The sequence below is a fragment of the Microbacterium sp. MEC084 genome (assembly GCF_004514465.2).
GTDB lineage: Bacteria > Actinomycetota > Actinomycetes > Actinomycetales > Microbacteriaceae > Microbacterium.
Window position 1 is genome coordinate 256,329 of the sequence record NZ_MYFP02000003.1, and the last position, 17,803, is coordinate 274,131.

General features: G+C 72.7%; 21 protein-coding genes. 18 read left to right on the top strand and 3 right to left on the bottom strand.

All coding sequences use genetic code 11. The features are described from left to right. The first annotated feature begins 1 nt into the window (after position 1). From pgsA to B5M43_RS05455, 12 genes are all read left to right on the top strand, one after another. Positions 2-577: a CDP-diacylglycerol--glycerol-3-phosphate 3-phosphatidyltransferase gene (gene pgsA / locus B5M43_RS05400; RefSeq protein ID WP_055993293.1), complete on the top strand. Its 576-nt coding sequence runs from the start codon at positions 2-4 to the stop codon at positions 575-577. Continuing rightward, on the top strand, positions 574-1,053 hold the full coding sequence (locus tag B5M43_RS05405; protein ID WP_055993295.1) for a CinA family protein: 480 nt from the start codon (positions 574-576) through the stop codon (positions 1,051-1,053). The genes pgsA and B5M43_RS05405 overlap by 4 nt, the downstream gene beginning before the upstream one ends. A 131-nt stretch (positions 1,054-1,184) precedes the next feature. After that, complete coding sequence (locus B5M43_RS05410) at positions 1,185-1,493, top strand: helix-turn-helix domain-containing protein (RefSeq protein ID WP_055993297.1); 309 nt, start codon at positions 1,185-1,187, stop codon at positions 1,491-1,493. Positions 1,494-1,500: 7 nt separating this feature from the next. Then, positions 1,501-1,719, top strand: a complete 219-nt coding sequence (locus tag B5M43_RS05415) for a DUF3046 domain-containing protein (RefSeq protein WP_055993300.1) — start codon at positions 1,501-1,503, stop codon at positions 1,717-1,719. A 251-nt stretch (positions 1,720-1,970) separates the two neighbouring features. Beyond that, on the top strand, positions 1,971-3,026 hold the full coding sequence (gene recA, locus B5M43_RS05420; RefSeq protein ID WP_055993302.1) for a recombinase RecA: 1,056 nt from the start codon (positions 1,971-1,973) through the stop codon (positions 3,024-3,026). 57 nt (positions 3,027-3,083) lie between these two features. Then, positions 3,084-3,848: a regulatory protein RecX gene (locus B5M43_RS05425; protein ID WP_055993304.1), complete on the top strand. Its 765-nt coding sequence runs from the start codon at positions 3,084-3,086 to the stop codon at positions 3,846-3,848. A gap of 65 nt (positions 3,849-3,913) precedes the next feature. Further along, positions 3,914-5,461: a tRNA (N6-isopentenyl adenosine(37)-C2)-methylthiotransferase MiaB gene (gene miaB / locus B5M43_RS05430; protein ID WP_055993306.1), complete on the top strand. Its 1,548-nt coding sequence runs from the start codon at positions 3,914-3,916 to the stop codon at positions 5,459-5,461. Further along, positions 5,458-6,384: a tRNA (adenosine(37)-N6)-dimethylallyltransferase MiaA gene (gene miaA, locus B5M43_RS05435; protein WP_055993308.1), complete on the top strand. Its 927-nt coding sequence runs from the start codon at positions 5,458-5,460 to the stop codon at positions 6,382-6,384. Before miaB ends, miaA begins: the two co-directional genes overlap by 4 nt. Positions 6,385-6,423: 39 nt before the next feature. Next, positions 6,424-6,861 carry a GNAT family N-acetyltransferase gene (locus tag B5M43_RS05440; RefSeq protein ID WP_134745781.1) on the top strand — a complete coding sequence of 146 codons (438 nt, stop codon included), beginning with the start codon at positions 6,424-6,426 and terminating at the stop codon, positions 6,859-6,861. Next, entirely contained in the window at positions 6,804-7,313 is a 510-nt protein-coding gene (locus B5M43_RS05445; RefSeq protein WP_134745782.1) for a GNAT family acetyltransferase, read from the top strand. The genes B5M43_RS05440 and B5M43_RS05445 overlap by 58 nt, the downstream gene beginning before the upstream one ends. 175 nt (positions 7,314-7,488) lie before the next feature. Beyond that, complete coding sequence (gene dapF, locus B5M43_RS05450) at positions 7,489-8,367, top strand: diaminopimelate epimerase (protein WP_134745783.1); 879 nt, start codon at positions 7,489-7,491, stop codon at positions 8,365-8,367. Between the two features lie 11 nt (positions 8,368-8,378). Next, positions 8,379-8,969 carry a molybdenum cofactor guanylyltransferase gene (locus tag B5M43_RS05455; RefSeq protein ID WP_134745784.1) on the top strand — a complete coding sequence of 197 codons (591 nt, stop codon included), beginning with the start codon at positions 8,379-8,381 and terminating at the stop codon, positions 8,967-8,969. Here B5M43_RS05455 and B5M43_RS05460 read toward each other — a convergent pair. Beyond that, positions 8,951-9,595, bottom strand: coding sequence for a class I SAM-dependent methyltransferase (locus B5M43_RS05460; protein ID WP_134745785.1), 645 nt, complete (start codon positions 9,593-9,595; stop codon positions 8,951-8,953). The genes B5M43_RS05455 and B5M43_RS05460 overlap by 19 nt on opposite strands. Before the next feature lie 156 nt (positions 9,596-9,751). On the opposite strand from B5M43_RS05460, the gene hflX reads away from it, so the two are divergent. Further along, positions 9,752-11,287, top strand: coding sequence for a GTPase HflX (hflX, locus tag B5M43_RS05465; RefSeq protein WP_055993317.1), 1,536 nt, complete (start codon positions 9,752-9,754; stop codon positions 11,285-11,287). Positions 11,288-11,289: 2 nt separating this feature from the next. Then, on the top strand, positions 11,290-11,886 hold the full coding sequence (locus B5M43_RS05470) for a GNAT family N-acetyltransferase (RefSeq protein WP_055993319.1): 597 nt from the start codon (positions 11,290-11,292) through the stop codon (positions 11,884-11,886). Between the two features lie 7 nt (positions 11,887-11,893). On the opposite strand, the gene B5M43_RS05475 is transcribed toward B5M43_RS05470, so the two are convergent. Beyond that, entirely contained in the window at positions 11,894-13,849 is a 1,956-nt protein-coding gene (locus B5M43_RS05475; protein WP_134745786.1) for a prolyl oligopeptidase family serine peptidase, read from the bottom strand. Positions 13,850-13,878: 29 nt separating this feature from the next. Next, a complete protein-coding gene (gene lexA, locus B5M43_RS05480; protein ID WP_055993323.1) occupies positions 13,879-14,598 on the bottom strand; it encodes a transcriptional repressor LexA in 720 nt (239 codons plus the stop codon). Between the two features lie 264 nt (positions 14,599-14,862). Here lexA and B5M43_RS05485 point away from each other — a divergent pair, with 264 nt between their 5' ends. The 4 genes from B5M43_RS05485 (at position 14,863) to hisH (ending at position 17,752) form a co-directional block, all read left to right on the top strand. Beyond that, positions 14,863-15,273: a LysM peptidoglycan-binding domain-containing protein gene (locus B5M43_RS05485; protein ID WP_134745787.1), complete on the top strand. Its 411-nt coding sequence runs from the start codon at positions 14,863-14,865 to the stop codon at positions 15,271-15,273. A 34-nt stretch (positions 15,274-15,307) separates the two neighbouring features. Continuing rightward, on the top strand, positions 15,308-16,399 hold the full coding sequence (locus B5M43_RS05490) for a histidinol-phosphate transaminase (RefSeq protein WP_374198154.1): 1,092 nt from the start codon (positions 15,308-15,310) through the stop codon (positions 16,397-16,399). A 64-nt stretch (positions 16,400-16,463) separates the two neighbouring features. Further along, positions 16,464-17,069: an imidazoleglycerol-phosphate dehydratase HisB gene (gene hisB / locus B5M43_RS05495; RefSeq protein ID WP_055993327.1), complete on the top strand. Its 606-nt coding sequence runs from the start codon at positions 16,464-16,466 to the stop codon at positions 17,067-17,069. Further along, the gene (gene hisH, locus B5M43_RS05500) at positions 17,066-17,752 is read left to right on the top strand and encodes an imidazole glycerol phosphate synthase subunit HisH (protein WP_055993329.1); all 687 of its coding nucleotides are present in this window, start codon (positions 17,066-17,068) and stop codon (positions 17,750-17,752) included. The genes hisB and hisH overlap by 4 nt, the downstream gene beginning before the upstream one ends. The last annotated feature ends 51 nt before the right edge of the window (positions 17,753-17,803 follow it).

The following is a 17,803-nucleotide window of genomic DNA, read 5'->3' on the forward strand; positions in this document are numbered from 1 at the left end:
CATGACGATCCCCCGGCAGCTGCCCAACGCGATCACGAGCGCGCGCATCCCGCTCGCGATCCTCTTCGTGATCCTGCTCGTGATGGGCGGGCGCCTCGGCGCCGACGACCTCGCGCTGCGCTGGATCGCCGCCGTCCTCTTCGTGGTCGGCATCTCGACGGACTGGGTGGACGGCTACCTCGCGCGCCGCCACGACATCGTGACCGACCTGGGCAAGCTCCTCGACCCGATCGCGGACAAGCTCCTCACCGGCGCCGGCTTCATCGGGCTCGCGATCCTCGGCGAGGTGCCCTGGTGGATGGTGATCGTGATGCTGATCCGCGAGTGGGGGATCACGATCCACCGCCTGGTCATCGCGAACGAGCACGTGGTCGCGGCCGCGTGGATGGGCAAGGTCAAGACCCTCGTGCAGGCCGTCGCCCTCTCGTGGGCGCTGCTCCCGATCTGGCTGCTGATCGGCGTCGAGCCGTTCAGCATCGTCACGCTGGTGCTGATGTGGCTCGCTGTCATCCTGACGATCGCGAGCGGGATCGACTACGTGGTCGCGCAGGTGCGGGGAGCGCGGGCGGCGCGATGACCGTCGAGGCCGGCCTGCTCTCGCTGCTGCGCGAACGCGGCTGGTCGCTCGGGGTGGCCGAGTCGCTGACGGGCGGGCTCGTGGTGGCGTCGCTCGTGTCGGTCCCCGGCGCCTCGCTGACGCTGCGCGGGGGAGTGGTCGCGTACGACAGCGCGATCAAGACCTCGCTGCTCGGCGTCGACGCCGGTCTTCTCCGCGCGCACGGCGCGGTGGATCCCGAGGTCGCGCGGCAGATGGCGGACGGCGTGCGGCACGCGCTCGCGGTGGGCGGCCGCGACGCCGACATGGGGATCTCGACGACCGGGATCGCGGGGCCGGACTCGCCCGACGGGCAGCCCGTGGGCACGGTCCACATCGGCGTCTCGATCCCGTCGGGCACGTTCGTGACCTCGCACGTGTTCGAGGGGGACCGCGCCGCCATCCGGGAGGCGGCGCGCGTGCGGGCCCTGGAGGACGCGTTCGACGCGCTGTCGTGATGCTTTCGTGTGTTTCGATGACGTGAATCTTGGGGATTTCCCATCCCGCATTCAGTGCCCGGGATTAGATTGGCCGCGACGGTGTTGTACTGTTATGCACCCGTCGGGAAAGCAGTGAGGAGGGGGCCGCGATGATCCTGGTTCGTCAAGAGATCGGCGACGTGCTGCGAGACATGCGTCAGCAGAAGGGCCAGACCCTCCGTCAGGTCGCCAGCAGGGCGAGCGTCGCGCTCGGCTACCTCAGCGAGGTGGAGCGCGGGCAGAAGGAGGCGTCGAGCGAGATCCTCGCGTCGGTGGCTGAGGCCCTCGACGTTCCGATCTCGTCGATCATGCGCGAGGTGGGCGACCGCATCGCCGTGCTCGAGGGCGTGCAGCCGTTCCCGGATGTCGTTCCGGACGACCTCGTCGCCGAGGTCGGCACCGAGCTGTCGCTGCGCTGAGCGCTCGATGAGGCGCAGCGAGTTCCTGCGCGCGGTCGACGAGGAGTTCGGCGCGCGCGGCGCGTCGCTGCTCAGCGATCTCGTGCTGCCCGGCATCGGCCGGACGGCCGATCAGGCCTTGGACGACGGGGTGCCGCCGCGCGAGATCTGGCTCGCGCTGTGCGCCGAGACCGACGTGCCCGCCAGCCGCCGCTACGGCGCGGGCCGCCTCGAGCCGCGGCGCTGAGAGCGTTCGAAGAGCGGATGCACGCCTTCGGCGTGTCCTCGAAGATCCGTTCGAGATCGGCGTAGTGTCGTCCCCAGGTGGCACATGCCGCTCATCTGCTCCCCGGGACGGGGGCGCCGGACTCGATGTCGGTGGCCCTGCCTAGCGTGGCAGGTGGCACTTGAGCCACGCGCCTTGTCGCAGACCCCGCACGCCCGGGCGGGGCGCGACAGCCTACAGGCGACGGACACACGAGCACGAAGGAGCAGGTCATGGCATCAGCAGCCGATCGCGAGAAGGCCCTCGACGCGGCCCTCGCCCAGATCGACAAGCAGTTCGGGAAGGGCTCGGTCATGCGGCTGGGCAGCGACGAGCGCGCGCCCGTCGAGGTGATCCCCACCGGATCGATCGCCCTCGACGTCGCCCTCGGCGTGGGCGGCCTGCCCCGCGGCCGCATCATCGAGATCTACGGCCCGGAGTCGTCGGGTAAGACGACCCTCACGCTCCACGCGATCGCCAACGTGCAGCGCGCGGGCGGCATCGCCGCGTTCGTCGACGCGGAGCACGCGCTCGACCCCGAGTACGCCAAGAAGCTCGGCGTCGACATCGACCAGCTGCTCGTGTCCCAGCCCGACACCGGTGAGCAGGCGCTCGAGATCGCCGACATGCTGATCCGCTCCGGCGCGATCGACCTCGTCGTGATCGACTCGGTCGCGGCCCTCGTGCCGCGCGCCGAGATCGAGGGCGAGATGGGCGACTCGCACGTGGGTCTGCAGGCGCGACTCATGTCGCAGGCGCTGCGAAAGCTCACGGGTGGCCTGAACCAGACCAAGACCACCGCGATCTTCATCAACCAGCTGCGCGAGAAGATCGGCGTGTTCTTCGGCTCGCCCGAGACCACCGCGGGCGGCAAGGCGCTCAAGTTCTACGCCTCCGTGCGCCTCGACATCCGCCGCATCGAGACCCTGAAGGACGGCGCCGAGGCGGTCGGAAACCGCACGCGCGTCAAGGTCGTCAAGAACAAGATGGCCCCGCCGTTCAAGCAGGCCGAGTTCGACATCCTGTACGGCACCGGCATCTCGCGCGAGGGCAGCCTGATCGACTTCGGCGTCGAGCACGGGATCGTCAAGAAGTCCGGGTCCTGGTACACGTACGACGGCGACCAGCTCGGCCAGGGCAAGGAGAACGCCCGCAACTTCCTGATCGAGAACGTCGACGTGGCCCTCGAGATCGAGAACCGGATCAAGGAGAAGCTCGGCGTCGGCCAGCCCAAGACCGCCGCGGTCGACGCGCCCGCGCCCGAGGTGGCGGCCCGCCGCACGGCGTGATGTTTCGGCGTCGCTCAACAACCGTGTTTCGGCGTCGCTCAACAACCGGGGTGAACCATGGCGACTGACGGGGGCGAGGAGGAGCGCCTCGCCCCCGTCATCCCCCTCTTCGGGGGAGGCGCGGCGCCCGTCGAGCCCGCGGCTCCGGCCGGGGGCGGCGAGGCCGCCGCGGACGATCCGACGGGCGAGGGATGGCACACGACGTGGCGCGACCTCGGCTCGCGGCCCGGCGACCGAAGGCCTGCGCCCGTGAAGCCGCTCGAGGTCAAGAAATCGGGCGGCGTGCGCTTCGTGGAGCTCCCGGAGGACGAGGAACCCGCCGAGCCGGATGCCGGCGCGCTGCGCGAGCAGGCCGAGGACCGGCTGATCAAGGCGCTGCGGCGCCGGTCGCTGTCGATCTCGGAGGCCCGCGCGAAGCTGCGCGAGAGCGAGCTCGACGTCGACGCGATCGACGAGATCGTCGATCGGCTCGTCCGGCTCGGTGCGCTCGACGACGCGGCCCTCGCGGATCAGCTGGTGTACGCAGGGGTGGAGCGCAAGAACCAGGGGCGCCGCGCGATCGCCCAGAGCCTCGCCGCGCGGGGCATCGATCGCGCCGTGATCGACCAGGCGCTGGCCGAGCTGCCCGACGACGACTTCGAGCGCGCCCTCGAGTACGCGCGCGGCAAGGCCCCCCAGCTGCTGCGCTACGACGACGACACGGCGCTGCGGCGCCTGGCCGGGCAGCTCGCCCGCCGCGGTTACGGCGGCCTGGCGATGTCGGCGGCGCGCGCCGCGCTGGATGAGGCCAGGCGTCCGCGCTCGTCGGTGCGGTTCGACTGAGCACCGCCGCGGGCCCGTGCGCTCCCGGGCCCCACCGGGGCAGCGAAACGTAGAATGAGCAGGCCATGACTACCCCTTCCAGCGCCCCCACTCTGATCGAGCCCTCGCCCGCCGCCGTCACCGCCGACGGCCGGCCGCGCTCGTACGAGGTGCGCACCTTCGGCTGCCAGATGAACGTGCACGACTCGGAGCGGCTCGCCGGCTCCCTCGAGAGCGCGGGTTACGTGCGGGCGGCCGACGGCGAGGACGCCGACGTCGTGATCATCAACACGTGCGCGGTGCGCGACAACGCGGCCGGCAAGCTCTACGGCACCCTCGGCCACCTCAAGTCCCGCAAGGACAAGCACGACGGCATGCAGATCGCCGTCGGCGGCTGCCTCGCGCAGATGGACAAGGAGACCGTGCAGCGCAAGGCACCGTGGGTCGACGTCGTGTTCGGCACCCACAACATGGGGTCGCTGCCCAGCCTGCTCGAGCGGGCCCGCCACAACGGCGAGGCCGAGCTGGAGATCCTCGAGTCGCTCGAGACCTTCCCCTCGACGCTCCCCACCAAGCGCGACTCCGTCTACAGCGGCTGGGTCTCGATCTCCGTCGGCTGCAACAACACCTGCACGTTCTGCATCGTGCCGAGCCTCCGGGGCAGGGAGAAGGACCGCCGGCCCGGCGACATCCTGAACGAGATCCGCCTGCTCGTCGAGGACGGCGCGATCGAGGTCACACTGCTCGGCCAGAACGTCAACTCGTACGGCGTCGAGTTCGGTGACCGCCAGGCGTTCGGCAAGCTGCTGCGCGCCGCGGGTGAGATCGAGGGCCTCGAGCGCATCCGCTTCACGAGCCCGCACCCCGCCGCGTTCACGGACGACGTGATCGAAGCGATGGCCGAGACCCCGGCCGTCATGCCGCAGCTCCACATGCCGCTGCAGTCGGGCAGCGACACGATCCTGCGCGCCATGCGGAGGTCGTACCGCAGCGCCAAGTTCCTCGGCATCCTCGACCGCGTGCGCGAGCGCATCCCGCACGCCGCGATCACGACCGACATCATCGTGGGGTTCCCCGGCGAGACCGACGAGGACTTCGAGGACACGCTGCGCGTCGTCGAGCAGGCGCGCTTCGCCAGCGCGTTCACGTTCCAGTACTCGATCCGCGAGGGCACGCCCGCCGCGACCATGCCCGACCAGGTGCCGAAGCACGTCGTGCAGGAGCGCTACGACCGGCTGATCGCGCTGCAGCAGCGCATCACGCTGGAGGAGAATCAGAAGCAGCTCGGCCGCTCGCTCGAGGTGCTCGTGTCGACCGGTGAGGGCAAGAAGGACGCCGAGACCCACCGCCTGACGGGCCGCGCCGAGGACAACCGCCTCGTGCACTTCGAGGTCCCCGCGGGCTCGCCGCTGCCGCGGCCGGGCGACGTCGTCACGGTCGAGGTCACCCACGCGGCCCCGTCGCACCTGCTCGCGGACTCGAAGGACGGCGCCCCGCTGCGTATCCGCCGCACGCGCGCGGGCGACGCCTGGGACCGCTCGCAGGCGGAGTCCTGCGGTGTGCCGACGCCCGGCTCGACCACGGCCGCCGGCGCCGTGAAGCTCGGCCTGCCCACCCTCCGCGTGGGCGTGTGACCCCGAGGCTCTTCGCGATCGTCGGGGCCACGGGCACCGGCAAGAGCGACCTGTCGCTGGATCTCGCCGAAGCCCTGGCCGCCCGCGGCGCGGGGGCCGAGGTGGTCAACGCCGACGCCATGCAGCTCTACCGCGGCATGGACATCGGGACGGCGAAGGTGCCGGCTTCCGAGCGGCGGGGCATCCCGCATCATCTGTTCGACGTGCTCGACGTGACCGAGGACGCCGCGGTCGCCCGCTACCAGGACGACGCGCGGGCCGCGATCGACGACATCCTCGCGCGCGGCCGTCACGCGATCCTCGTGGGCGGATCGGGGCTGTACGTGTCGAGCGTGCTGTTCGACTTCCGCTTCCCGCCGCGCGACGAGGCGCTGCGTGCGGCGCTCGAGGCCGAGCTCGAGCGCGACGGCGCCGGTGCGCTGTACGCGAGGCTTCGGGCGCAGGACCCGGCGACCGCGGCGCGGGTGGACCCCCGCAACGGGCGGCGGGTCGTCCGGGCGCTCGAGATCCTCGCGCTGGGGGAGGCGACCCATGGGGCCACGCTGCCGGAGGAGCCCGTGCCCTGGCGACCCGCGAGCGTGGTGGGCCTGCGGATGGAGCGGGCCGCGCTGATCGAGCGTCTCGACCGCCGCGTCGAGCGGATGTGGGCCCACGGCATGCTGGACGAGACCGCGCGCCTGCGCGAGCAGGGCCTCGAGCGGGGGCGGACCGCGTCCCGGGCGATCGGCTACGCGCAGGCGCTGGCGCAGCTGCGGGGCGAGCTCACCGAGGCCGAGGCGATCGCCGAGACCCAGGCGCTCACGCGGCGGTACGCGCGGCGCCAGGTGTCGTGGTTCAAGCGCTACGCGCCGGCCGCCGGGCTCGAGGTCGCGTGGTCCGACGCCGGCTCGACCGACGCCGAGGCGCTCGCGGCCCGGGCCTGACCCGTCGCGGATGTCCGAGGCCCGTGGCAGGGTCGGCGCATGGAGATCCTGCTGCGGGACGTGGTCGAGGACGATCTCGAGACCTTCCTGGCGTACGAGCACGATCCCGAGGCGGTCGCCCGCTCGCGCTTCGTCCCCCGGGAGCGCGACGCGTTCCTGAGGCACTGGCGCACGCGCGTGCTCGCCGGGCCAGACTCGTTCGTCCAGACCATCGTGGTCGACGGCGCCGTGGCCGGCAGCATCGTGGCGTGGGACGCGGACGACGGCCGCCGCTTCACCGGGTACTGGCTCGGTCGCGGCTTCTGGGGGAGGGGCGTCGGCTCCGCCGCCATGCGCGCGTTCCTCGAGCGCGAGCGGGGCCGCCCGCTGTACGCCGATCCGCACGAGGGCAACACGGCGTCGTGCCGTCTGCTCGAGCGATGCGGGTTCGTGCGCGAGGGCACCGACGGCGAATACGCGGTGTACGTGCTCCGCTGAGCCGGCGCGCCTGGCAGACTCGATCGGCGACCGTCCTCATCCGGCCCTGCGCACCCGACGACGACGCCCAGGTCGTCGCGCTCTGGAGCGAGGCGGGTCTCACCCGCCCGTGGAACGACCCGCACAAGGACCTCGCGCGCGCCCGCGCCGTCTGGCCGGATCTGCTTCTGGTCGCGGCCGACGGCGACCGGGTCGTGGGATCGGTCATGGCCGGGTACGACGGGCACCGCGGGTGGCTGTACTACCTCGCAACCGCGGCGGACCGACGGGGTGAGGGGATCGGCCGGCGGCTGATCGCAGAAGCGGAGACACGGCTCGAAGCCCTCGGCTGCCCCAAGGCGATGCTGATGGTGCGCGCCGACAACGAAGCCGTGCTCGCGTACTACGACGCCATCGGCTACCAGCCCGAGACGGTGCGGGTCGCGGGTCACCGGCTGATCCCGGACGACTGAGCCGCTCGGTCGTCGGATCGGCCGCTCGGTTGCCGGATCGGAGGGGCTGGTGCCCACTCGAGCGCGCGCATCAGCCACTCCAGCATCAGGGATCCGACGACTGAGCATCGGACTCGACGGCCGAGCCGCGGCGCGACCCGCGCCGCCTCCCACCGCCCGCGAATAGACTGGTGCGATGACCGAGATCGCCTTCACCAAGGGCCACGGCACGGGCAACGACTTCGTGATCGTCGCCGACCCCGAGGGCGAGCTGGACCTCACGGACGAGCAGGTCGCCGCGCTGTGCGACCGCCGCTTCGGGATCGGCGGCGACGGCCTGCTGCGGGTCGTGCGCTCGTCCCGCATCCCCGAGGGCGCCGCCGCGCTCGCCGAGGAGCCCGAGGCCGAGTGGTTCATGGACTACCGCAATGCGGACGGCTCCAAGGCCGAGATGTGCGGCAACGGCGTTCGCGTGTTCGCGCACTACCTGCTCGAGGCCGGCCTGGCCGAGCTCCCCGCCGGCTCGACCCTGCCCGTCGGCACCCGCGCCGGCGTCCGCGACGTGATGCGCAGCGAGACCGGCTACCAGGTCGACCTCGGCCGCTGGCGCGCCGAGCCGGGCGACCCTCTCGTCCGCGCGAAGGGCCTGGGCGTCGCGCGTCCCGGCCTCGGCATCGACGTCGGCAACCCGCACGTGGTGGTCGCCCTCGCGTCCGACGAGGAGCTCGAGGGCCTGGACCTCACCGATCGCCCCGCGATCGAGCCGGAGCCGCCGCACGGGGCGAACGTCGAGTTCGTCGTGCCGCGGGAGCCGCTCGTGAAGGACGGCGTCGGCCGGGTGCGCATGCGCGTCTTCGAGCGCGGCGTGGGCGAGACGCTCAGCTGCGGCACGGGCGTCGCCGCCACGGCGCTGGCCGTGCGCGACTGGGCGGGCGCGAACGCGCCCGATCACTGGCGAGTCGAGGTGCCCGGCGGCACGCTCGGCGTCCGGATGTTCCCCGCCGAGGACGGCGAGCACGTGTCGCTGTCCGGCCCCGCCGTGCTCGTGTACACCGGCACCGTCTCGCTCGCCTGACCGGACCGCGGATGGAGGCGCCGGCGCTGCGAGGGATCGTCCTCGCGGGCGGCCGCTCGTCACGGCTCGGCGGCCGCCACAAGCCCGCCATCGAGGTGGGCGGCGAGCCGATCGTGGCGCGCGTGGTGCGCGCGCTGCGGGCGATCGACGCCGAGCCCGTCGTGGTGGGCGACCCGGCCGGGGTGCCCGCCGGCGTCGCCGTCGTGCGCGAGGAGCCGCCGTTCGCGGGCCCTCTCGCCGCGATCGCCGCGGGGCTGGGGGCCCTGCCGCCCGCCGACGGGGTCGTGCTGGTGCTCGGCGGCGACATGCCGTTCGTGACCCCGGACGCGCTGCGGCGGCTGGCGTCGGCCGCGCCCGGCGCGGTGGCCCTCGCGGTCGATCCGTCGGGCCGGGACCAGCCGCTGTGCGCCGCGTGGGACGAGCGCGTCCTGCGCGCCCGGGTCGCCGTTCTCGGCGATCCGCGTGACCGGCCCCTGCGCGCGCTCCTCGAGACCGTGGGCGACGCCATCCGCATCCCGCTGCCGGCCGCCGAGCTGGCCGACGTCGACACGTCGGAGGACCTGCGGCGCCTCGGCGTCGCCGATCAGACCCCGGGCAGCTGAAGCGGCTCGGTGCGCGGCGTGCCGTGGCGGCGCACCTTCAGCACGCGGTATCCCTTGCCGGTCGCGGTGCGGTAGACGCTGTAGCCGTCGTCGAACGTGGAGGCCAGCCAGCGCTGCAGCGAGTCGGATCCCAGATCGCGCTTGACGACCAGGTACGCGTCGCTGCGCTCGGCGAGCCGCGGGATCCACGTCTCCATGAGCTCGTGCAGCACCGACTTGCCGACCCGGATGGGCGGATTGGAGCGGATCGTGCGGAACGAGACCTCCGCGGGAACATCCTCCGGCAGCACGGCGTTGACGTTCTCGAGCCCCAGGGAGGCCGCGTTGCGGCGGACGAGGTCCAGGGCGCGCTCGTTCACGTCCACCGCCCAGATCCGGGCGTGCGGCGAGGAGAGGGCCATGCTGAGGGCGATCGGTCCCCAGCCGCATCCGAGGTCGAGGAAGTCGCCGCCGGAGGGAGGCTCCGGGGCGTTCGCGAGCAGCACCGCCGTCCCGGCATCGAGTCGTTCGGGACTGAACACACCGGCTGCTGTGGTCAGCTCCACGGTGCGTCCCGCGAGGGGCACGCGGATGCGTCGGAGGTTCTCGGCACTGGTGGGACTCGCAGAGAAGTAGTGGTCCACCATAGGGGGCCAGCGTACCGGAGGAGCGGGCGGCCCGGGAGTGCCCGGACGTGCTCATCCGGTGCCGAGGGGCCCATGGCCGCGCGGGGCGCGGGAGAATAGGCTGGAGAGCTCGATACGCGGCAGGCGCCGCGCATCGGCTCGCGACGAAAGGCATGGATGACTGACACCACCACACCAGATCCCGACACCGACGGCGTCGTCGGTCAGGCAGAGCCGGATCTGGTGGATCGCGTGCTCTCGCGCGCCGAGGCGCGCACCGGGGCACGGGTCTTCGGAGCCGCGCAGGCGCTGCAGGATGCGACCACGACCGGCGAGGGCACGGCGGACGGCGAGCAGTGGGATCGCGAGGAGCGCGCGGCGCTGCGTCGCGTCGGCGGCCTCTCGACCGAGCTCGAGGACGTCACCGAGGTCGAGTACCGGCAGCTCCGGCTCGAGAACGTCGTGCTCGTGGGCGTGTACTCGCAGGGCTCGCTGACCGACGCGGAGAACTCGCTGCGCGAGCTCGCGGCGCTCGCCGAGACCGCTGGCGCCGTGGTGCTGGACGGCGTGCTCCAGCGGCGCCCGCACCCGGACCCCGCGACGTACATCGGTCGCGGCAAGGCCGACGAGCTCAAGGACATCGTCGCGGCCGTGGGAGCCGACACCGTGATCGCCGACACGGAACTCGCACCCAGCCAGCGGCGCGCGCTCGAGGACGTCGTCAAGGTCAAGGTGATCGACCGCACCACGGTGATCCTCGACATCTTCAGCCAGCACGCCAAGAGCCGCGAGGGCAAGGCTCAGGTCGAGCTCGCGCAGCTCGAGTACCTGCTGCCGCGCCTGCGCGGCTGGGGTGACTCGATGAGCCGCCAGGCGGGTGGCCAGGTCGGCGCCGGCGGCGCGGGCATGGGCTCGCGCGGTCCCGGTGAGACGAAGATCGAGCTCGACCGCCGTCGCATCCGCACGCGCATGGCGCAGCTGCGCCGGCAGATCCGCGACTTCGCGCCCGCGCGCGAGGCGAAGCGGGGCGAGCGCAAGCGCAACACGATCCCCTCGGTCGCGATCGCCGGCTACACCAACGCCGGCAAGTCGAGCCTGCTGAACCGGCTCACCAGCGCCGGGGTCCTGGTCGAGAACGCGCTGTTCGCGACCCTCGACGCCACGGTGCGGCGGTCCGAGACCTCGGACGGCCGCGTCTACACGATCGCCGACACGGTCGGCTTCGTGCGCAACCTGCCGCACCAGCTCGTGGAGGCGTTCCGTTCGACCCTCGAGGAGGTGGCCGACGCCGACGTCATCCTGCACGTCGTCGACGCGCATCACCCCGACCCGGCCGGGCAGCTGCAGACCGTCCGCGACGTGATGGGCGACGTGGGCGCGCGCGACATCCACGAGATCGTCGTCTTCAACAAGGCCGATCTCGTGGACGACGACACGCGCCTCGTCCTGCGGGGCCTCGAGCCGAACGCGGTCTTCGTGTCCTCGCGCAGCGGCGAGGGCATCGACGAGCTGCGCGCGGCCATCGAGGCGGCGCTGCCAATGCCCGAGGTCGAGATCCGCGCGCTCGTCCCGTACGACCGCGGCGAGCTGATCTCGGCCATCCACGAGCAGGGGCACCTTCTCGAGCGCTCGCACGAGGAGGGCGGCACGCTGGTGCACGCCCACGTGTCCGAGCGCCTCGCCGCGGCGCTCGAGCCCTTCCGCGTGGCCTGAGCATGCGGATCCGGCCGTACGCAGCCGCCGACCGCGACGCCGTCGCGGAGATCTGCCTGCGCACGGCCGACTACGGCGGGGACGCCACGGGCGTGCTCGAGGACGACGGGCTGTGGGCGGACGTGTGGGCGCTGCCGTACGTGTCCCGCCACCCGGACCTGGCCTTCGTGCTCGAGGACGAGGGCCGCGTGATCGGGTACGTGGTCGGCACGGATGACACCGACGCCTTCGAGGAGTGGTTCCGGGTCGACTGGTGGCCGTCGCGCACCGAGGGACGCGCGCGACCCGAGCGGGAGCGAACGCGCCAGGAGGGCATCCTGCTCTACGCCTACGGACGCCGGCCGGGCGCGGAGCCGTACGCCGCGGCGGGCTACCCCGCGCACCTGCACATCGACCTGCTGCCCGAGGCGCAGGGGCGGGGGTGGGGGCGCCGGCTCATCGAGGCGCTGGTCGCCGAGCTGCGCCGCCGAGGCGTGCCGGGGCTGCACCTGACCGCCGCGACCCGGAACGCCGGCGCGCTGGCGTTCTACGACCGCGTCGGGTTCTCGCGCCTGCCCTCGCACGAGGGGGTCCAGGCGTTCGGGATGCGGCTGGGCTGACCCGGAGTCAGTCCAGGTCGATCGGCGGCACCCCGGGGGTCTCGAACCCGAGGATCGCGCCCAGGAAGGCCAGCTCGGCCTCGAACGCGCGCACGAGCGTCTCCGCCTGCCGGAAGCCATGCGACTCGCCCTCGAACAGCAGGTACTTGTGCGGCACGCCGTTGGCCGCCAGCGCGTCGCGCAGCGCCTCGGACTGCGACGGCGGCACCACCGGGTCGTCGGCGCCCTGCAGGATGAGCAGCGGCGTCCGCAGCGTCTCGGGCCGCGACAGGGGCGAGCGGCTGACGTACAGCGGCTCGGCCTGGGGGAGCGGGCCGACGAGGCCGTCGAGGTACCGCGCCTCGAAGTCGTGCGTGTCGTCGGCCAGCCGCCGCAGGTCCGCGACGCCGTAGCGGCTGATGCCGGCGGCGAACACGTCCGTGTCGGCGACCGCGCACAGCACGGTCCAGCCGCCGGCCGAGCCGCCCTTGATCGCGATCCGGGCGGGATCCGCCAGACCCGCCGCCGCGAGCCCCCGCGCGGCGGCGGCCGTGTCGGCGACGTCGACGATGCCCCAGCGGCCGCGCAGCCGCTCGCGGTACGCGCGGCCGTAGCCGGTCGATCCGCCGTAGTTCACGTCGAGCACGCCGATGCCGCGGCTCGTGAAGTACGCGACCGCGAGCGAGAGCTCGCCCGACGCGTGCGCGGTCGGCCCGCCGTGCACGAGCACGAGGTACGGAGGCAGCTCGCCCTCGGGAGCGGTCGCATCCGGGTTGGTCGGAGGGTACGCGAACGCGTGGACGTCGCCGTCCGGACCCTCGAAGGTCACGGCGCGGGAGGTCGGCATCCATTCAGGGGCGAGCGCCGAGACCCCGCCCCGCAGCGCGGTGAGCGTGCGCGCGTCGACGTCCAGGAGCCAGAGGCCTCCGGGGACGCGGATGCCGGCGCCCGTGAGCAGGACGCGGGAGCCCTGTGCGTCCCGCACGAGCACCCCGCCGGTGAGCGAGGTCTCCAGGCCGTCCACCGCGCCGCACGTCGGATCGATCACGATGAGCTCGTCGGCGCCGTGCGTGCGCACCGCGACGATCCGGCCGTCGTCGAGCGCCGCGAACCAGCGGGTCGCGAGGTTCCACAGCGGTCCGCCCGTGTCGGCGTCGGCGGGGTAGATCGGCTCCGGGCCGGTCGCGCCGAGGCCGTCGAACCGCACCCAGTGGAGGTTCCAGCGGCCCTCGGGGTCGGCGGTGAACATGAGCTCGTCGTCGCCGGTCCACTCGGGCTGCAGCGCCGAGATCCCGCCGTCCTCCGTGCGGCCCCCCGCGACCACCACGTGCTCCGCCACGCGCCCGTCGGGGCCGATCCGGCCCACGCGCAGCTCGGAGGCGTCCCACGGCATGTCCGGGTGGTCCCACGCGATCCAGGCGAGTCGGTCGCCGCGCGGCGCCGGGTACGCGAGGAAGTCCGAACCGGCCACCACGCTGAGGATCGCCTCGGGATCGTCGGCCGCGGAGCCGTCGAGCGGGATCACGACGATATCGCGCACGGGGGAGCGGTCGCCGGCGTGTGTCTCGCGCACGGCCCACAGCCGGCCCCCGCCGTCGGGACCGGCGGCGAACGTGAGGTCGCCGAAGCTCATCCCCAGGCCCGCCGGCGTGAGGGGCTCGGGCGCGCCGCCCACGGTCAACCGGTGCACGCGCTGATCCGAGCCCTCCACGAAAAGCAGCTCGGAGGCCGGCGTGACGGTCCACGCACCGCCGCCGTACTCGTGCACGCGCGAGCGCGCGTTCCAGGGCGCCGGCAGCAGCGCCTCGGGCTCGTCGTCCGTGAGCCGGAAGACCGCGGTGCGCCCTCGCTCCGACGGCACGCTCTCGCTCCACCAGATCTCGTCGCCCACGAAGCGCGCGCCGTCCAGGCGAGGCGAGCCTCCGGCGATGTCGGCTGCCGCGATCGGCGAGGGCCAGGATCCGTATGGGAGCGTCTGTGCCATGCCCCCACGCTATCGGGGAGCCGCGGAGGTCAGACCGCGCGCATCACCGCGACGACCTTGCCCAGCACGACCGCCTCGTCGCCGAGGATCGGCTCGAACGCGGAGTTGCGCGGCAGGAGCCACGTGTGGCCGTCGCGCTGCCGGAAGACCTTGACCGTGGCCTCGCCGTCGAGCATGGCCGCGACGATGTCGCCGTTCTCCGCCGTGTTCTGCACGCGCACGACCACCCAGTCGCCGTCGCAGATCGCGGCGTCGATCATGGACTCGCCCGAGACCTTCAGCATGAACAGCTCGCCCTTGCCGACCAGCTGGCGGGGGAGCGGGAAGATCTCCTCGACCTGCTGATCGGCCGTGATCGGCACGCCCGCCGCGATGCGGCCGACGAGCGGCACCATGGCGGCGTCGCCGACCGTGGGCATGCCCGCGTCGAGGTTCTCCGCCGACTGGCCGGGGAGGTCGATCAGCACCTCCATCGCACGCGTCTTGCCGGGGTCGCGGCGCAGGTAGCCGCTCAGCTCGAGCTGCCCCAGCTGATGCGTGACGCTCGAGAGCGACTTGAGGCCGACCGCGTCGCCGATCTCGCGCATCGTGGGCGGGTAGCCCTTGGTCTGGATCGAGCGCTGGATGACCTCGAGGATGGCCAGCTGCTTGTCGCTGAGGCTCTTGCGGCGCCGCGTGCGGGGCTTCTCGTCGGCCGCGGCCGACTGTCCGGCGTCGAGGTCCGACGTGCTGGTGTCGACGGCGCTCATGTCCCGTGCTCCTTCGCTCCGACATCCGATGTCGGTGGCCCGTGGTGGAGTGTGCTTCATCGAAACGGTATCCGAGAACCACGCGGATCCGGAAGATCTGTTCGAGCGTGTCGCGTGACATCTCGGACCGGTTTTCGAAGAAGACGTTGACAGATTCGAAGCTTCGAAGATAGATTCGGAACAGAGCTTCGCATCCGGCCCTCCCGGCCGAGTGCCGGATGCGAAGCCTCTCCGATCCTCTCGAGGAAGCTGAAGGAGCCGCAGATGACCACCGTGAGCATCACCGCCTACCAGGCCCCGGTCCGCCCCGCCCGTGCCCTCCGCACCGAGCGCGCCGTCCGCGTGACGCCGGCGACGCGGCTGCGGCTCACGCGCCGCGGTCGTCGCGTGCTGGCCGCCCTCGCCGCGGCTCCGGTCGCCGCGGGCCTGGCCCTCGCCGTCATCAGCGGCGGAGGCGCCCTCGCGTCGCGCGAGGACGGCGCACCCGCCGGCACGTTCGACACCGTGACGGTCATGGCGGGCGACTCGCTCTGGTCGATCGCGGAGGAGATCGCTCCGGCCGCGGACCCGCGCGACGTGGTGGACGCGATCGTCGCGCTGAACCAGATGCAGAGCTCGTCGGTCGCCGCCGGAGAGCGGCTCGCGATCCCGGCGGAGTACTCCTCGGCCCGCTGACGGACGAGAGGCCACCCGTCCGAGCGGCCCTAGCATTGAGAGGGTGACGGTCACTCTCGACGAACTGCCGATCCGCGACGACCTGCGCGGGCAGAAGCCCTACGGGGCACCTCAGGCGCCTCTCCCCGTGGCACTCAACGTCAACGAGAACACGCATCCCGTGCCGGCCGAGGTCGCGGACGACATCGCCGACGCGGTGGCCCAGGCTCTGCGCAACGTCAACCGCTACCCGGATCGCGAGTTCACCGAGCTCCGGCAGGGCTTCGCGCAGTACCTCGGCCACGGCCTCGACGAGAGCCGGATCTGGGCCGGCAACGGCTCGAACGAGGTGCTGCAGCACGTGCTGCAGGCGTTCGCGGGTCCCGGGCGCTCGGCGTTCGGCTTCGAGCCCACCTACTCCATGTACCGGCTCCTCACACGGGGCGTCGGGTCCGAGTGGATCGGCGGCACGCGCGGCCACGACTACACGATCGACCCGGAGGACGCGGCCCGCCAGGTGGCGGAGGCGCGGCCCGATGTCGTGTTCCTGTGCGCCCCCAACAACCCCACCGGCACGCCGCTGTCGCTCGACGTGGTCGAGGCCGTGTACGACGCGACAGACGGCATCGTGGTGGTGGACGAGGCGTACCAGGAGTTCGCGCCGCACGAGTCGCCCTCGGCGCTGACGCTGCTGGGCGGGCGCCCCCGCCTCGCGGTCTCGCGCACCATGAGCAAGGCGTTCGCCTTCGCCGGCGCCCGCGTGGGCTATCTCGCGGCCGATCCGGTGCTGATCGACGCGCTGCGCCTGGTCCGTCTCCCGTACCACCTCAGCGCGCTGACGCAGGCGGCCGCGACCGCGGCTCTGCGGCACTCCGACACCATGCTGCGGATGGTCGACGAGATCGTCGTGCAGCGGGACCGGATGTCGGCGACGCTCGAGGCGCTCGGCTACCGCGCGTACGAGTCGTGGACGAACTTCGTGCTGTTCGGCGGCGTCTCCGACCCCGCCGCGACGTGGCAGGCGCTGTACGACCGAGGCGTGCTCATCCGCGACATCGGCATCCCCGGCCACCTGCGGGTCACGGCCGGCACCGAGGAGGAGACCACGGCGTTCCTGGAGGCCCTGGCCGAGCTGGGCCGTCGCTGAGCGGAGGCCGTGCGCGGTCGCCGCGCGGTCCGGCGGCGACCGCGCCCCGACTAGACTCGCGGGCATGACGACTGCCCGAATCGCACGCCGCACCCGCTCCACCAGCGAGTCGAGCGTCGAGCTGGAGCTGAACCTCGACGGCACCGGCCGCAGCACCATCTCGACCGGCGTGCCGTTCTTCGACCACATGCTGACGGCGTTCGCGAAGCACTCGCTGACCGATCTCACGGTGACCGCGACGGGCGACACCCACATCGACGCCCACCACTCGGTCGAGGACATCTCGATCGTGCTGGGCCAGGCGATCCGCGAGGCCCTCGGCGACAAGTCGGGCATCTCGCGCTACGGCGACGCCCTCGTGCCGTTGGACGAGGCGCTCGCGCAGGCCGTCGTCGACATCTCCGGCCGGCCGTTCCTCGTGCACGAGGGCGAGCCCGCCGGCTTCGAGCTCCACCTGATCGGCGGTCACTTCACCGGGTCGCTCGTGCGCCACACGTTCGAGGCGCTCGCATTCAACGCGGGCCTCACGATGCACGTGCGCGTCATCTCGGGCCGCGATCCGCACCACATCGCCGAGGCCGAGTACAAGGCGCTCGCGCGCGCGTTCCGCCAGGCGAAGGCGCTCGATCCGCTGGTCGAGGGCATCCCGTCGACCAAGGGAGCCCTGTGAGCGAGGCGAACACCCCCGACGACGCCGTGCGCGAGGGCGACAAGCCCGTCGTCGCGGTCCTGGACTACGGCTCCGGGAACATCCACTCCGCCGTCAAGGCCCTGCAGTCGGCGGGAGCGGACGTGCGGCTCACGCGCGACCGCGGCCTGATCCTCGACGCGGACGGCCTGCTCGTCCCCGGCGTCGGCGCCTTCCGGGCCGTCATGGAGCAGCTGCGGTCCGTGCGGGGTCCCGAGCTCATCGAGCGCCGCCTGGCGGGCGGACGGCCCGTGCTGGGCATCTGCGTCGGCATGCAGGTGCTGTTCGAGCACGGCATCGAGCGGGGCGTCGACACGGAGGGCCTCGGCGAGTGGCCCGGCGTGGTCGAGGAGCTCAAGGCGCCCGTCGTGCCGCACATGGGCTGGAACACGGTGGAGGCGGGGGAGGGCTCGCGCCTGTTCCGCGGGCTCGAGGACGAGCGCTTCTACTTCGTGCACTCGTTCGCCGCGCAGGAGTGGACGCTCGACGTCCAGCCGCCCTTCCCGCAGCCGGTCCTGACCTGGGCGGAGCACGGCGGCCGCTTCCTCGCGGCCGTCGAGAACGGGCCCCTCTCGGCCACCCAGTTCCACCCCGAGAAGTCGGGGGAGGCGGGCATCCGCCTGCTGCGGAATTGGATCGACGGCCTCCGCGGGGCTAACCTCTGAGATCGTGCCCGCGACGGGAGATTCCCGGCGCTCGCGGATCCGAAGCACATT

Bases quoted from the DNA above. Each gene is read 5' to 3' on its own strand.
- pgsA (WP_055993293.1), top strand. From the start codon at position 2: ATGACGATCCCCCGGCAGCTGCCCAACGCGATCACGAGCGCGCGCATC.
- B5M43_RS05405 (WP_055993295.1), top strand. From the start codon at position 574: ATGACCGTCGAGGCCGGCCTGCTCTCGCTGCTGCGCGAACGCGGCTGG.
- B5M43_RS05410 (WP_055993297.1), top strand. From the start codon at position 1,185: ATGATCCTGGTTCGTCAAGAGATCGGCGACGTGCTGCGAGACATGCGT.
- B5M43_RS05415 (WP_055993300.1), top strand. From the start codon at position 1,501: ATGAGGCGCAGCGAGTTCCTGCGCGCGGTCGACGAGGAGTTCGGCGCG.
- recA (WP_055993302.1), top strand. From the start codon at position 1,971: ATGGCATCAGCAGCCGATCGCGAGAAGGCCCTCGACGCGGCCCTCGCC.
- B5M43_RS05425 (WP_055993304.1), top strand. From the start codon at position 3,084: ATGGCGACTGACGGGGGCGAGGAGGAGCGCCTCGCCCCCGTCATCCCC.
- miaB (WP_055993306.1), top strand. From the start codon at position 3,914: ATGACTACCCCTTCCAGCGCCCCCACTCTGATCGAGCCCTCGCCCGCC.
- B5M43_RS05440 (WP_134745781.1), top strand. From the start codon at position 6,424: ATGGAGATCCTGCTGCGGGACGTGGTCGAGGACGATCTCGAGACCTTC.
- B5M43_RS05445 (WP_134745782.1), top strand. From the start codon at position 6,804: ATGCGGGTTCGTGCGCGAGGGCACCGACGGCGAATACGCGGTGTACGT.
- dapF (WP_134745783.1), top strand. From the start codon at position 7,489: ATGACCGAGATCGCCTTCACCAAGGGCCACGGCACGGGCAACGACTTC.
- B5M43_RS05455 (WP_134745784.1), top strand. From the start codon at position 8,379: ATGGAGGCGCCGGCGCTGCGAGGGATCGTCCTCGCGGGCGGCCGCTCG.
- B5M43_RS05460 (WP_134745785.1), bottom strand. From the start codon at position 9,595: ATGGTGGACCACTACTTCTCTGCGAGTCCCACCAGTGCCGAGAACCTC.
- hflX (WP_055993317.1), top strand. From the start codon at position 9,752: ATGACTGACACCACCACACCAGATCCCGACACCGACGGCGTCGTCGGT.
- B5M43_RS05470 (WP_055993319.1), top strand. From the start codon at position 11,290: ATGCGGATCCGGCCGTACGCAGCCGCCGACCGCGACGCCGTCGCGGAG.
- B5M43_RS05475 (WP_134745786.1), bottom strand. From the start codon at position 13,849: ATGGCACAGACGCTCCCATACGGATCCTGGCCCTCGCCGATCGCGGCA.
- lexA (WP_055993323.1), bottom strand. From the start codon at position 14,598: ATGAGCGCCGTCGACACCAGCACGTCGGACCTCGACGCCGGACAGTCG.
- B5M43_RS05485 (WP_134745787.1), top strand. From the start codon at position 14,863: ATGACCACCGTGAGCATCACCGCCTACCAGGCCCCGGTCCGCCCCGCC.
- hisB (WP_055993327.1), top strand. From the start codon at position 16,464: ATGACGACTGCCCGAATCGCACGCCGCACCCGCTCCACCAGCGAGTCG.